General features: G+C 73.6%; 13 protein-coding genes. 2 read left to right on the forward strand and 11 right to left on the reverse strand.

Annotated elements, in window-relative coordinates:
- The first annotated feature begins 22 nt into the window (after nt 1-22).
- Complete coding sequence (locus OG730_RS01160) at nt 23-1,708, forward strand: hypothetical protein (RefSeq protein ID WP_327302315.1); 1,686 nt, start codon at nt 23-25, stop codon at nt 1,706-1,708.
- A gap of 6 nt (nt 1,709-1,714) precedes the next feature.
- On the opposite strand, the gene OG730_RS01165 is transcribed toward OG730_RS01160, so the two are convergent.
- The 10 genes from OG730_RS01165 to OG730_RS01210 all read right to left on the reverse strand — a co-directional run bounded on the left by OG730_RS01165 (nt 1,715) and on the right by OG730_RS01210 (nt 11,560).
- Entirely contained in the window at nt 1,715-2,815 is a 1,101-nt protein-coding gene (locus OG730_RS01165) for a hypothetical protein (protein ID WP_327302316.1), read from the reverse strand.
- Between the two features lie 213 nt (nt 2,816-3,028).
- Complete coding sequence (locus tag OG730_RS01170) at nt 3,029-3,454, reverse strand: hypothetical protein (RefSeq protein WP_327302317.1); 426 nt, start codon at nt 3,452-3,454, stop codon at nt 3,029-3,031.
- Nucleotides 3,451-3,774, reverse strand: coding sequence for a hypothetical protein (locus OG730_RS01175; RefSeq protein WP_327302318.1), 324 nt, complete (start codon nt 3,772-3,774; stop codon nt 3,451-3,453). The genes OG730_RS01170 and OG730_RS01175 overlap by 4 nt, the downstream gene beginning before the upstream one ends.
- Nucleotides 3,771-4,868, reverse strand: a complete 1,098-nt coding sequence (locus OG730_RS01180) for a GTPase family protein (protein ID WP_327302319.1) — start codon at nt 4,866-4,868, stop codon at nt 3,771-3,773. The genes OG730_RS01175 and OG730_RS01180 overlap by 4 nt, the downstream gene beginning before the upstream one ends.
- 140 nt (nt 4,869-5,008) lie before the next feature.
- Nucleotides 5,009-7,315 carry an ATP-binding protein gene (locus OG730_RS01185; protein ID WP_327302320.1) on the reverse strand — a complete coding sequence of 769 codons (2,307 nt, stop codon included), beginning with the start codon at nt 7,313-7,315 and terminating at the stop codon, nt 5,009-5,011.
- Nucleotides 7,312-8,046: a response regulator transcription factor gene (locus OG730_RS01190; RefSeq protein ID WP_327302321.1), complete on the reverse strand. Its 735-nt coding sequence runs from the start codon at nt 8,044-8,046 to the stop codon at nt 7,312-7,314. Before OG730_RS01190 ends, OG730_RS01185 begins: the two co-directional genes overlap by 4 nt.
- A 94-nt stretch (nt 8,047-8,140) precedes the next feature.
- Nucleotides 8,141-9,247 carry a hypothetical protein gene (locus tag OG730_RS01195; RefSeq protein ID WP_327302322.1) on the reverse strand — a complete coding sequence of 369 codons (1,107 nt, stop codon included), beginning with the start codon at nt 9,245-9,247 and terminating at the stop codon, nt 8,141-8,143.
- Between the two features lie 94 nt (nt 9,248-9,341).
- Nucleotides 9,342-9,782 (reverse strand): hypothetical protein, encoded by a 441-nt coding sequence (locus OG730_RS01200; RefSeq protein ID WP_327302323.1) that lies wholly within the window; start codon nt 9,780-9,782, stop codon nt 9,342-9,344.
- A gap of 120 nt (nt 9,783-9,902) precedes the next feature.
- Nucleotides 9,903-10,454, reverse strand: a complete 552-nt coding sequence (locus tag OG730_RS01205) for a GNAT family N-acetyltransferase (protein WP_327302324.1) — start codon at nt 10,452-10,454, stop codon at nt 9,903-9,905.
- Nucleotides 10,455-10,570: 116 nt separating this feature from the next.
- The gene (locus OG730_RS01210; RefSeq protein WP_327302325.1) at nt 10,571-11,560 is read right to left on the reverse strand and encodes an alpha/beta fold hydrolase; all 990 of its coding nucleotides are present in this window, start codon (nt 11,558-11,560) and stop codon (nt 10,571-10,573) included.
- Nucleotides 11,561-11,760: 200 nt separating this feature from the next.
- Between OG730_RS01210 and OG730_RS01215 the strand changes: the two genes are divergently transcribed.
- Complete coding sequence (locus tag OG730_RS01215) at nt 11,761-12,348, forward strand: helix-turn-helix domain-containing protein (RefSeq protein ID WP_327309115.1); 588 nt, start codon at nt 11,761-11,763, stop codon at nt 12,346-12,348.
- Between the two features lie 103 nt (nt 12,349-12,451).
- On the opposite strand, the gene OG730_RS01220 is transcribed toward OG730_RS01215, so the two are convergent.
- Nucleotides 12,452-13,873, reverse strand: coding sequence for an acyl-CoA synthetase (locus OG730_RS01220; RefSeq protein ID WP_327302326.1), 1,422 nt, complete (start codon nt 13,871-13,873; stop codon nt 12,452-12,454).
- Nucleotides 13,874-13,906: the final 33 nt, after the last annotated feature.

Genomic DNA, 13,906 nt, shown 5'->3' on the forward strand with positions numbered 1-13,906 from the left:
CGACGAAGTCAGGAGATCTCCCATGCGCAACCGCGTGCACAAGCGATGGCTCGTCCCGGTGGCGGCCGCCGCCCTCGCCGGGGCGTTGGCCGGCGCGATGCCCGCCGCCTCGGCGGGCACCCCGTCCCCGCGGGCAGACCGCGCGCCGAAGCCGGTCGCGGCCGCCCCGTCCCTGGTCGGGGGGCCCGGCAGCGACTGTTTCTGGTACTACGGCGGGATCGGTGCGGATCCCCTGTTCAACATCGCCTATCCCGATGCCGGCGCCGTCTACTGGGCCGCCTACTACCGCCGCCCCGCGGGATCGAAGCTGACGCTGGAGGGCACCTACCCGCACGCGCGCTACTTCTCCTTCATCTCGCGCCTCGGCCAGCCGGTGGACGGCATCGCGGACTACCAGATCGCACCCGACGCGGGCTCCGCCAACCCGTACTCCCCCGGTGCCCGCCGCAACACCCCCGAGAAGAAGCGCGGCTACACCGTGTCCTTCGACCACGCGGCCAACTACGACGCGGCCACGGGGAAGCCCGAGTTCACCATCCGCGACCCGCGCAACGACGAGCCGCGGCGCAATGCCCTGCGCACCATTCCCACGGCCTCCCTCGGCCAGACGCCCCTGGGCGTCGAGACCGGTTCGGACGGCGTCCGGTACGAGACCGACCTCGTCCTCATGCGGGTCTACGTCCCGGACCGCGGCAAGGACATCACCGGCGGCGTCGGCATGCCCCGGCCGGCCCTGACCCTCGCCGACGGGACGAAGCTGACCGGCCAGGCCGCCTGCGACGCGATGGACTCCGAGTCGAAGGACCACGCCCGCCTCAACAACGGGGCGACCCGTCTGCCGGACCCCTCGTCGATGACGCTGAACGAAGCCACGTACAGCGCCCTGCGGTACCCCGACCGGATCCCCGACAGCGCCGACATGCTGCCGAACACCCCGGGCGTCCAGGTCCAGGTCTTCCCGCCGGCCGGGCCGAAGACACCGAAGTCGTACCCGAGCCCGCCGCCCGGCGTGCTGTTCCAGACCAAGCGCGCGGTGGGACCCGCCTTCCCCGCCGCGTACACCCCCGGCACGGGCACGGACGCCGCGCGCACGACCAAGTGGACGGCCCAGTACGACCGCTCGTACCTGCTCCAGACCTGGACCGGTGACGACGCGGTCGGAGCGAATCCCGCGCCCGGCCGGACGGGCGGCGGTTTCTTCCCGAACATCCACAACAACTACATGCGCACCGTTCTGAGCGGCAAGCTCGGCCAGGTGGCCGTCGTCAAGGGCAAGCTGCCCACCGCCGCCTCCACGCATGACCGCGACCCCGTCATGGGCTCCGGCCAGGTGCGCTACGCCTCCTTCTGCGTCAACGAGTCCGTGTACACCACGCGCGTCATGGGCTGCGTGTACGACGAAGAGGTTCCGGTGGACCGGAACGGCGACTACACGGTCGTGGTCAGCCTGGACCAGGACCGGCCGCGGAACGCGCGCACCGCGTGCGGGGTCGCCTACATCGAACGGACGGCGCGCGGAGACGGGTATCAGGATCAGGACTTCGCCTGGTTCCAGATCCGCAACATGCTGCCCGACACCGGCTTCCACCAGGCGGTCCAGAACACGAAGGTCCCCGGCGACGAGGCTGCGGCGATGGGCCCCCACCTGCCCGACGTCACGTACATGAGCACGGACCAGTTCGAGGCCAAGGGCTGCGCCCGCCGCTGACGCCCGCTAGGAACGCGTCGCCCTTGCGCATGCGTCGCCGGAGGACTCGCCCCGTACGACCGGTCCGCTGCGGTCGTACGGGTCGACCTCCGTGCCCGGCTCGGTCGGCTGGCCGTCCGTGCCGAAGGGCGGCGTGAGGTACCCGGTGGGGGCGCCGCAGCCGCCGTTGGTCATGTCGTAGTTGTACGAGACGATCGAGAAGGTGCCGGGTGCGGAGAGGACCTTGTCGGGGTCGTCCCAGCTCAGGACCAGTTCGCGCCGGACGATCGTGCGCACGATGTCGTCGTCGCCGCCCCCGCCCGCGCGGGTGACCGGGTAGACGAAGGTGACGTCGGCGGTGACCTGGAGCCCGCCGTACTCGCCTTCCTGGTAGGTGAGCCGGCCGCGGGTCTTCACGACGTCGCCGGCCAATTGGGCGTGGGAGGGCCGGAAGCGGCTGAAGAGGAAGAGGGGGTCGTTCTTCTCGCTCGGGCTGCTGAAGGCGGTTGCCAGAAGGCGCTGGGCGTCCTTCTGGTGCGGGTTGATCAGGGCGATCGCCTTCTCGGGGCGTTCGCCCCGCAGCACCCCGGGGTCCAGGTTGGAGGCTACGAGGAAGTCCCGGCTCCGTGCCAGGGCCCGTTCGACCTCGGCGGCGCTCATCCGGCCGACGGCGGCCGCCTCCGGCACGGTGATCCCGGCTTCCCCGCTCGCCCAGCTCTCCGCAGGTGAGCCGCGGAACGGCTCGTCCCTGGTGGGGCGTTCGGCGGCCGCGGCCGGGGGCGCCTGCGTAGGGCGGGCGGTTTCACCCGCCAGCGGTGCGGAGCCGGAGCCCCCACCGGCAAACAGGTCCACGACCCGGTCCGGCGCGAGGGCCACCACCAGCAGCGCGAGCGAGAGCAGCAGCCCCGCCGCGTACCAGCCCTTGCGCCGCTTGGGCCGCGAGGGAGTGTAGGTGCGCCAGCCCGCCGGGGCGGCCGCGGACTCCGAGCGCAGCCGTCTCGTCACGGCTCGAGCCCGCGCGGAGGGTTCCTTGGGGGCGTCGGCGGTACCGGCCACCGACTCGCGCAGGAACCTCTCCCACTCCTCGTCCGATCTGGAAGAACCGTCCGGCTCCGTACCCGCGCCCATCCCCAAGCCCCCGTTGATCTGCGGTAAGTCGAAAATGGTCCATCCCTCGAACCATGTTCGAATCATGACACGGGGGATCCGGCGGCGATCTCTCGGCCCCGGACAGGAGCGCGAAGGCGCGGAACTCGCCCTGCCCTGCACATGTACGGGGACTCCTGCCCGCGGACCCGGCGCCGGTACCCCGTCCACGGGCCGGGCCGGGTCCGCGGGACCTCAGAGCAGGTTCCGTACGAGGCTCCCCACGACGCGTCCCGCCGCCGCTCCGAGCGCGCCCGCCAGCGCGTCGGTGAGGTGCCCGAGCCACGAGCGGAAGGACGCCTCGCCCGCCCGCCGGATCTCGGCGAGGTCGCGGCCCTGCTGGACCAGGATCTCCACCAGCAGGGTGGCGACCCGGATGATCTCCCGCAGGGCGGCCTCCACCTCGGCCGCCTCGAAGCGACGCCCGCAAGCGCAGTGGAACCGCGTCTCCCACACGCTCCAGGTCCCCCGGCAGCCCGAGCACCGGACCCGCGCCGCGTTCGGGTCCACGTCCAGCGTGCCGCCGTCCCGGCCTCCGGCCGGGCAGTCCCGGTGCCTGCTCGCACTCCACGCGCGGGAGCAGACCGGACAAGCCGGGAAGGGGAACTCCACCCACGTCATGCGCGTGCTCCTCGGGGCCGATCGGCGGGCGGCGGCACCTTGCGCGCCCTGCGGTATCCGTCGTGGTAGGCGTCGGCGAAGGTGTGGCCCGCGCGCCGCGCGATCGAGCCGACGTCGTCGAAGAACGCGTGGACCCGCGCCAGTGAAAGGCCCAGGGCTGCCGAGAGGCGCTGGGCCACGCTGTCGACCCACAGGCGGAAGGAGACGTCCGAGAGCCGGACGATCTCGCCCATGTTGTCCTCGTCCTCCTTCATGGCGTCCCACACGCGTTGGAGCAGGTCGTCGAAGTCCACCTCGGCGCCCGCGGGTTCCGTGTTCATCGGCCGCTCTCCTGCTCCACGCGCCGCGTGAACTCCAGGAACAGGGCCCGGTCCTGGCACAGCTCGCGCCACTTGTCCTCCGGCAGCGCGGCGAACGCCTCGGAGAGGCGGACGTTGGCGGCGGTGGCGGGGATGTGCGCGCGGGTGGGGGTGGCCGCGTGGCGGGGCCCGGTGTCGACCGCGGCGGCCCGTGCCGCTTGCGCGGACTGTGCGGCCTGCGCCGCCTGCGCCGCCTGCGCCGCCTGCGCCGCCTGTGCGGCCTCGACCGCGGCCTGGGGCCGGACTTCGGCGAGCATCCGTGCCGAGGCGGCCTTCAACAGTTTCCGGTCCACCTTGGCCGTGAAGTCCGCGAGGTCCATCCGCCGCTCCAGTACCCAGCGCCGCTGCTGCGGGACCGCCCGCATCATCTCCTTGAAGAGCGCCGTCAGGTTGTAGTGCTGGCGCGCCGAGTAGGTCACCACCCCGCCCTGCCAGGCGGGCAGGACCCGCACGATCTTCTCGGTGAAGTCGGCGGCCCGTTCCCGCAGGACCTCCAACTGGCGTGCGGACGGCAGGTTCGCGCTCCGGTTCCAGTCGTGCGGATCGACCTCGTCGGCCTTGTTCAGGGCGAGCACCAGCCGCTCGGACAGGTCCGGGGCGCCCTCGTCGACGAGCTCCAGGAGCGCCTGCTGGACGAGCTGGACGCTACGGTCCTCGGCCGGGTGGACCCAGACGATCGCGTCGGCCGTCGGCAGGACGCGCAGGTAAAGGTCCAGGTAACGGCGATAGTTGGCCAGGTCGTCACCGATGCCCGGCATGTCGACCACCTCCAGCACGCCGCGCCGTCCGCTGACCTCCTCGACCGGGATGGCGTAGGCGTGGTCGGTGGTCGCCCGGGTGTGTCCGACCGGCTGGCCCGCGTTGAAGAGGGCGTTGACTGTGGTCGACTTGCCGACGCCGGCTTCCCCGATGAGGACCAGGCGGGGCGGGCGCTCCGCGTCGAGGGCCGCGTCGTACCCCCGTACCAGCGCCTCCTGTTCGGCCGGGGTGAGGGCGTCGGACCGACCCGACGCCGCTTGCAGTTCCTTGCGGAAGGTGTGGACGAGCCTCTTCACGGTGTCTCCCTGGTGAGGTGCGCCGGGAGAGGGCTCTGGGGTAGTTCCCCGGACCTCTCGGCACCCCTCGATGCTCCCGGCACCGCCCCCTCCTGGCTGTCCCCGGCAATGGGGACAACCCCCTTGGGTCCGGGGCCGGTTCAGGCCGTACGGACGCGGGCCTCGACCCAGGTGGACTCCGCGGCGTCCTCCACGACCGCGCTGAGCCCGGCGACCGCCTCGTGCAGGGCTCCGGCCCTGCGCCGGTCCCCCGGCAGCACGACCAGCGCCGCGTCGACCGTGTCGGCCGAGGCCGTCACGCTGAGGACCAGCTCCCGCGGGGTGGGCCCGGTACCCAGGGCGGTGGTCAGCAGCAGGCGCAGCAGGGCGGGCGGGTGCGGGTCGTCGGCGTCCGACTGGATCGTGACGACGCAGCCCGCGGTGCGCGCCGCGCTCAGCAGGTCGCGCGCCGGACGGTCGAGGACCCCGGGGATGTGGATCTCGTCCCGGACGGCGTAGCCGAGGAGACGGGCCGTATCGCCGACCTCGGGGTCCCGTGGCGAGCGGTGTCCGGTGGCGACGGCCTCGAGGAAGGGCAGGATCTCCTCCCCCAGGTCGGCGAGACGCCTGCGGTGCAGGGCCTCGCGGGCGTCGCGTACGGCCCGGCCCGCGAGGGCGGCGGCCCGGTCCGCGTTGGCGCGCGTGGTCACCGCGCCGAGGCGTGCGACCGTACGGCCGATCGCCAGGCCCATGAACACGCCGAGAGCCGGGGCGGACAGGGCGGGGAGCGTCATGGCGACCGTGCCGCCGAGGGTGGGGGCGATCGGCGGGCCGGTGAGCACGAGGACGACGACGCCCGCCTGTTCGAGCGCCATGGCCGTCAACGCCTCCCACACGGGCCGCACGATCACCAGCATCGTCAGCAGCGGCGTCACCGCGCCGATCGGCCAGGAGGTGTAGTCGGCGAGGCCGGAGAGGGGCAGCACGAGGAAGCTGCCGAGCGCTCCCGCGACGGCGAACGCGCAGGCCGCCCGGGCGGCGGCCGGGCCGATCCCGTTCCGGGCCCGCAGCAGCAGGCCCACGGTGATCATGGCCAGGGCCGCGTACCAGGCCGTCAGCCAGAGCGCTCCGGGAACGTGCCGGGTGTGGATCACCGCGATGACCCCCATGACGAGGAGGAAGGGCAGGCAGACGGCGGCCAGCGGGCGTCGGACGTCGCCGATGGCGGCGTTCATCCGCTCCACCTTCAGGGAGACGTGCCGGGCCGTCCCCGCCGGCTGTTCGCCCTTCCGTCCCGATCGGTCCGGGGGCCGTACCCTCTGTCGTTCCGCTCCGGCGGGCGCCGGCCACTCCAGGTGTACGGCCGTTCCGCGTCCGGGCGTACTGAGGACCTCCGCGCGCCCGCCCACGGCCTCCATGCGCCGCAGCATCGAGCGGCGGACACCCACGGACGACGCCCTCAGCTCCTCCCTGACGAAGCCGGCGCCGTCGTCGGTGACGCACAGGAGGAAGCCCGTGCCGTGCTCCCGGGCCGTCAGGTCCACCCGTACGGTCCGGGCACGGGCGTGGTCGGCCACGTTGCGCAGGGCCTCCCGGGCCGCGCCGATCGTGGCCGTCGCCACCTCGTACGGGACTGTGGGGACCTCCCCGGCCACGATGCTCGCCTCGATCCCCCGCGGGGGATCGAGGCGACGGACCAGGGCCGCCAGATCGGTGCGGCCCCGGTCCCCCTCGCCGAGCCGGGTCCGGGCCCCGGCGATGGCCGCCGAGGCCCCGCGGGCCGCTTCGCGCACCCGGTCGACCGCGATCCCCGGTTGGGCGATGGCGCGCAGGGCGGCGCTGACCTCGTCGTGCAGCATCCCCTGGAAGTCCCGGTGGGCTTCGCGCCGGGCGGCGGCCCGCGCGGCTTCGGCGCGGGCCACCGCGGCCCGGCGCTCGGACCGGTCGGCGCCGTCGCCGGCGGCGCGCATGAGCGGAGCGAGGACCGCCCCGGCCGCCGCCGTGGCCAGGGGCGGCCAGATGCCCTCCACGGCCGCGGCCGGACCGTCGGCGGGCCAGCTGGTGCCGAGTTGGGCGCCGAGGGCCGCGAGGGCGGCGAGCCAGGACCATCGTCCGGAGGTCCGGGGCAGGAACCCGGTGGCGAGGAGCACGGCGGGCACGGTCAGCATGCAGCGCTGCCCGATCACGACGTACGGCGAGCCTCCGGCGAGGACAAGGACGGGGTGCGCGACCACGGCGAAGGCCAGGGCCGCCAGGGCGTCGGTCCCGTTCAGCCGGACCCGTACCCCCCGGACCACGAGGTGGATGTCGAGCGCGACGAAGGCGATCGCCACCGCCGTCACGCCGGCCGGCGGCCGGTCGCCCGAGAGCGGGACCGTGGCCCAGTTGAGGGCGAAGAGGACCGAGACGGCGGCGACGGACCGGGAGAGCCCGGCCTCGACCCCGCCCCGGTAGGAGGTCCCTGTCATCGCCCCGGGGTACCGGGCCGCCCCGGGCTGGCAGGCCTCTCCGGGGTGCCGGGCCGCTCCGGGCCGATGTCGATGTGTCCGTCGGCGACGGCCCGCCAGACGATCGCGCTGTTCGCCTCGAGGAGCCCGTCACCGGCGTCCGTATAAGCCTCGATGGCCCGCTTGCGGTGCGTGCGGACGGTGTCCTCGGTGATGTGGAGGAGCTTGGCTATCTGTCCGTGCGGCAGGCCCCGCGCTATCAGTTCCAGCACCCGGTGCTGTTGCGGTGAGAGCCGGATGCCCCCGCGCGGGTCGTTGACGATCGTGTGGGCGAGCCGGCTGGACACGTACGCCTCCCCGGCGTGCGCGGCGCGGACGGCCTCGGCGAGCCTGCTCTGCGGATCCTCCTTGAGGACCAGCCCCAGCGCGCCGGCGTCGAGCGCCCTGCGGATCAGGGCGGGCCGCTGCTCGGTGGTGTAGGCGAGCACGCGGGCTCCGGTGGCCCGTATCCGGCGCACGTTCTCGCCGATGTCACTGTCGTCTCGGAGCCGCAGATCGAGCAGGACGACGGACGCGGTGGCCCCGTCCTCCTGGGCGAGGAGGGAGTCCACGTCCTCCGCGATCGCCACCAGGGCGATGTCGGGCGTGGTGTCGGCCAACGAGGCGCGCAGGCCCACCAGGACGATGGGATGGTCATCGACCGCGGCGACCCTGATGGGGGTGGCCTCGTCCTGCACGTCCAATGGATCCACGGTCTCCCCCACGGCGCGGCTCGTGCCGGAATCGTATGCTCCGTCGGTCCGGCCCGTGGGGCGTTCGCCCGTACCGCCTCCGGATCCGGTCGACCTAGCGGTCGGCGCCGGGGCGGGCGATGTCGAAGAGGAGCGTGGCGAGCTCCTGTGTGACCGCCTCCACCGCCAGGATCTGTTCGCGCACCGGTGGGGGAAGGTGCGCTCGCTCCCACAGGGGCACGGGCTGGTCCGCCGGGCGGGCCGTCCACAGTTGCTCCAGGTCGGCTGCCGGCTTTGCCAGCGAGTGCGCCGCGTGGTGGGCGACGGCGCCGACCGCGCTGCCCAGGGGGTCTGCGGAGTCGCCCTTCGGGCCGAACGGCGCGAACTCGGGCAGGTCGGTGAGGGTGAGGACGGTGGAGGTGATGTGGGGCATCCTCAGTACCCGCTGTACCCAGATGGGGCCGGGCACCGTTTCTGGCAGGCTCGGATAGTCGGGGGTGGCGGTCAGGGTGCCGTGCAGGATCCCGGCGAACGCCCGGTGCGGCCGGTCGGGCGTCCAGAGGTCGCCGCTCAGGACCGCCGCGAGCCGGTCGGTTTGTGCGCGGGCGTAGGCCACGTCGGCGGCCCATTCCGGTTCGAGATCCGCGATCCCCGCGGCCCGGACCGCGCGGGCCCGATCCCCGATCGTCAACGCAACCGGGTCCGTTCCGTCGCGGGGGTCCTGCGCATCCGCGTCACGCGGATGCGCGTCCTGCGGATCCGCGTCTTCCGCGCTGTGGGCCTCGATGTGGGCGTCGAGGACCTCGCGGGCACGGCGTCGGCGCTGCTCGCCACCGACGAGGTCCAGCCAGCCCGCCGCGGTGCGCCCCCGCGGCTCGCCGGTCTCCAGCGGGCCCTGGTGCAGGCGCCCGGTGTACGCGCCGTCGACCCAGCCGACCAGCGCCGGCAGCTCCACGTCGTCGACCAGGACGTCCGCCTCGCGGGCGGCCCGGCAGGCCGCGAGGGCCAGCAGCGCGACGACGGGCATCCACCGCGACGTGAACCCCGCGCCGTCGGGCACGTCGGGGCGGCCGGGGCGTGGTCCGGGCGGGCCGGGCGCGGGCCGGTTGTCGTAGCCGGTGTGCCACACCACCAGCGCGCCGCAGGTCAGTACGGCCCGCCGCCACGCCACCGTCCCGTACGCGGCGCGGTTTCGCTGCTCCCAGTCCTGCCCGTCAGCCATGATGCGTCCCTCCCGGGAACCGGCGTGCTGCCGATCCCCTGGGAGGCTAACCGCCCCCGCGTCGGGCGCGGGCCATCCGGTGGGGCGGCAGCGGTCAGCGGCGGCCGGTGGACAGGATGACGAGGAACTGGCCGCCGCCGGCCTGGATGTCCGCGGTCACCGGGAGGCCCGGTACCAGTCGGGAGAACCGGTCCACCAGCCAGTCCGCCGCCTCCTGGGCGTCCTTCTTGGTGGGACAGCGCCCCACCATCTCGCGGCCGCCCTTGCGCTCCAGCCTCTCGGCCACGGTGATGAGCGGCGCGGGTTCGACCACGTACAGGCGCTCGGGCCAGGCGATGACCACCTTGACCGCGCCCTTGCGGGTGTTGCACCCGCGGTGCGCGAGCCGCTCCGCGACCTTGGCCTTCTTGTCGGTGGTCCGGCTGTCGACGCTGGGCCCCCGCGGGTCGTTCACCGACTCGTCGGGGTCGACGGGTTCGTCACACACCCAGCACTGCCAGTTGTCGCGCTCGGCCACATCATCAAGGAGACTCATCCGAGCAAAGTACCTGCCCGGCCGCCACCCCGTGCACCGGGGCCGCGCGGTGAGACCGCCGGTGGTGGCCCATGCACCACAGGCGCGGGTCGTGTCGTCGGGCCGGCGGGTCCGGTGGCCCTACCGCATTTCCTTCTGGTACCAGCCGACGTCCCAGTAGGTGCCGAATTTGCGGCCCACCTCGCGATGCACGCCGACGGGTTCGAAACCGAACCGGTCGTGCAGCCGGACGGATCCCGGATTCGGAGGGGTGACGGCCGCATAAGCCCGGTGGACGTCTTCGTCCGCGAGCGCGCGGAAGAGTTCCGAATAGAGCCGTGAGCCGATGCCCCGCCGCCCCTGGTCGGGAGCCAGGTAGACGCTGGTTTCCACCGAGGTCTCGAACGCCTTCTTCGGACGGTACGGGCTGCTGCTGGCATAGCCGATCACACGCCCGGCCGACTGCGCGACCAGCAGCCGGTGCCGCCCGGCCGCGGGATGTGCTTCGAGCCATTCGAGACGCGTGCCGGGAGTCAGGGGATCCACGTCGAAGGTCACGGGCGTCTCGAGGACGTAGTGGTTGTACAGGTCCGTCAGCGCGGCGAGGTCGTCCGGCTCCGCGGCCCTGATGAGAACCGCGCCATCGCGGTCGTCCGCGGGAACGCCTTCTTCATATTCTGCGGAGTTGGCCATCGCACCCCCTTGGCATACCGATCGGCAGCCGCTTCGACATCACGGTTGTTCCCCACAGTCTGACCTGCTCCGGAGGCTGACTTGATCGGCCGAAAGAACGGTTTCCCCTGCACCATTCAGCCGTCGAGGGAGGCGAGCCAGGCGGTCAGCAGCCGATTGACCTCGTCGGGACGCTCCTGCTGGATCCAGTGCCCGCAGCCGTCGAGGACGTGGGAGGAGGACAGGCCGGGAAGGGTGGTGCCGTGGGCGTCGATCGCGTCGGCCATCCAGGTCGTGGAGGCGTCCAGGGAGCCGCCGATGAACAGGGACGGCTGCTCGATCGGGGCGCCGGCGTACGGGGCCAGGTCCTCCCAGTCGCGGTCCATCGAGCGGTAGCGGTTGAGGGCGCCGGTCATGCCGGTGCGCTCGAACTCCCCCGCGTACACGTCGAGATCGCCCTCCGTCAGCCAGCCGGGCAGTTGGCCGCCGGGGAAGCGGTCGCGCAGCCGGCCGCCGGCGCGCGCCACGAAGTGCGGGTCGGGCTCGCCCGGGGCGGGCATGGTGTCGGCGGAGAGGGCGGCGTAGAAGCCCGCGAGCCAGCCCCGGACGTCGGGCTCCACCTCCGCTTCGGCCCGGCCCGGCTCCTGGAAGTACGAGACGTAGAACTCCTCGTCGCCGCCCATCCGCGCGAAGAGCCCGGTGGGGCGGGGGCCTCCGGGCGGCGCGTAGGGGACGCTCAGCAGCCCGACCGCGCGGAAGACCTCGGGGTGGAGGAGGGCGGAGGTCGCCGCGATGCCGGCGCCCCAGTCGTGCCCCACGACCACGGCCTCCTCCTCGCCCAGCGCCCGCACCAGGGCGACGTTGTCCTCCACCAGGTCGAGCATCCGGTAGGCGTCCGGCGCGGCCGGCCTCGAGGAGCGGCCGTAGCCGCGCACGTCGAGCGCCACGGCCCGGTACCCCGCGGCCGCGAGGGCCGGGAGCTGGTGGCGCCAGGAGTACCAGGACTCGGGGAAGCCGTGAACGAGCAGGACCAGCGGACCGGCGCCCTGCTCGACCAGGTGCAGGCGCCCTGGAGGTGCCTCGATGATGCGGTGGTGCGGGCCGGTGTCGGGATCGGTCTGGTGCATGGCTTCTCCTCGGTTTCACGGGCCGCCTCGGTTGCCCACCGATCATGCGGCGGGTCGGGCTCCGGACGCGAGCGGCGTTGCCAATCTGGCAAACTCGCAGGACAGAGGGGTGGAGCGATGCGGCCGGAGGGAGCTCGGTGACGGTGACGGACCACGAGGAGACGGCGACGGACCACGACCTGGCCGCCGCGCTGACCGCCATGGGCCCCCGGCTGCGGGCCGCCCGCGAGCGGTTCGGCGCCACCCTCACCGGCGTGAGCCGCGCGACGGGCATCTCGCCGAGCACGCTGTCGCGGATCGAGACCGGCCGGCGCAAGCCGACCCTGGAGGTGCTGCTGCGGCTCGCGCGGACCTACGGCGCCTCCCTGGACGAGCTGGCCGGAACCACGCCCGTCACCGCGCCCGTCGCAGCGGCCGGACCGCGCACGCCCGTACCGCAGCGGCCCGGCGACGACGACAAGGCGGTGCTGCCGCTGACCCGGTACGTGGGGGGCCTGCACGCCCACAAGCACGTCCTGCCCGCCGTCGGCGCGCCGCCGGCGCGGCCGCGGCAGGTCTCCCACGACGGGTACGAGTGGCTGTGCGTCCTGTACGGACGGCTGTGGCTGGCGGTCGGCGACCAGGACCTCGTCCTGAGCGCCGGAGACGTGGCCGAGTTCGACACCCGCACCCCGCACGGAGTCGCGAACGCCGGACCCGGCGGACCGGTCGAGTACCTGATCATGTTCGGGCCGCAGGGAGAGCGCCTACGCCCCCGCACCCCTCCGGCCCCGCCCCGGGCCCGGTAGCTCGGATCGGCGGGTCCGGAGCCCTGGGCACAGGCCCACACCCAGGCCCATCAGGGGCTGTACCGCGTGTTGTTGCCGGGTGGGGCAGGGCCTGGCGCCGCGGTCACGTCTGCGCCAGTCGCCTCTTCTGCACCTTGCCCATCGCGTTGCGCGGCAGGGAGTCGAGGAAGCGGATCTCGCGGGGGCGCTTGTGCCAGGACAGGGTGGCGGCCGCGTGGGCGACGAGGGTCCGGGCCAGCTCCGGGCCGGGGGGGTCCGTGGCGACGACGTAGGCGACGAGGCGCTGCCCGAGGTCGTCGTCGGCCACGCCGACCACCGCGGCCTCGGACACGGCGGGGTGGTCGAGGAGGACGCCCTCGACCTCACCGGTACCTATCCGGTAGCCGCCCGATTTGACCAGGTCGGTCGAGGAGCGGCCGACGATGCGGTGGAAGCCGCCGGCGTCGCGGACCGCCAGGTCGCCGGTGGTGAACCAGCCGTCGGGCGTGGCGGCATCGGCGGTCGCGTCCGGCCGGCCGAGGTAGCCGTCGAAGAGCGTGGGCGTACGAACCTCCAGGACGCCGACGCTGTCGCCGTCCGCCGGGAGCAGCCCGCCGTCCTCTGCGCGCAGCCGCGTCTCGACGCCGGGGAGCGCAGTGCCGACCCAGCCCGGGCGGCGTTCCCCGCGCGGACGGGTGGAGAGCGTGATGAGGGTTTCGCTCATGCCGTAGCGCTCGATCGGCGGGGCGCCCAGCAGGTGCTTCAGGCGGTCGAAGACGGGGACGGGGAGCGGGGCGCTGCCGGAGACCACGAGCCGGGCCGGGGAGAGCGCGCGGGCGGCCTCCTCGTCCTGGGCGATCCGCGACCAGACCGTCGGGACGCCGAAGTACATCGTGCCGGGGGTCGACGCGTAGAGGGCGGGCTTCGCCTTTCCGGTGTGGGTCACCGGGGAGCCGACGCGGAGCGCGCCGAGCACGCCGAGTACGAGTCCGTGCAGGTGGAAGAGGGGGAGGCCGTGGACGACGGAGTCGTCCGGGGTCCACTCCCATGCCTCGGCGAGGGCGTCCAGTCCGTGCGCGAGGGTGGCGTGGGAGTGCAGGACGCCCTTCGGGGTACCGGTCGTGCCGGACGTGTAGAAGATCACCGCCGGGCGGTGGGTGCCCAGCGGGGATGCGGAGGATCCCGGGTTCCGCAGGGGTGGCAGGCCTCCCGCCGGCTCCGGTCCGAGCCAGCGGGTGGCGCCCGAGTCGCGCAGGAAGTGAGCGATCTCGGCCGGACCGGAGTCGGGCGGCACGGGCACGACCGGTACTCCGCTCAGCAGGCAGGCGACGATCGCGACGACCGTCTCAGCGGTCGGCAGCGCGTTGACGGCCACCGGCCCCTCCTCCCCGTCGAGGGTGCGGCCGAGCCGTTCGGCGGCCTCGAACAGCCCGCCGCGCGTGAAGGTCCGGTCACCGATGGTCAGGGCCCGGGCGGAGTCGTCCGCGTCGGGGGCGGAGGGATCCAGGGAAGCCAGAAAGGACGGGGTGGGCGTGATGGCGGGCATGAGTGGACCGCTTTCGGCTGAGGGAGGGGTGAA

This window comes from Streptomyces sp. NBC_01298 (genome assembly GCF_035978755.1).
Taxonomy (GTDB): domain Bacteria; phylum Actinomycetota; class Actinomycetes; order Streptomycetales; family Streptomycetaceae; genus Streptomyces.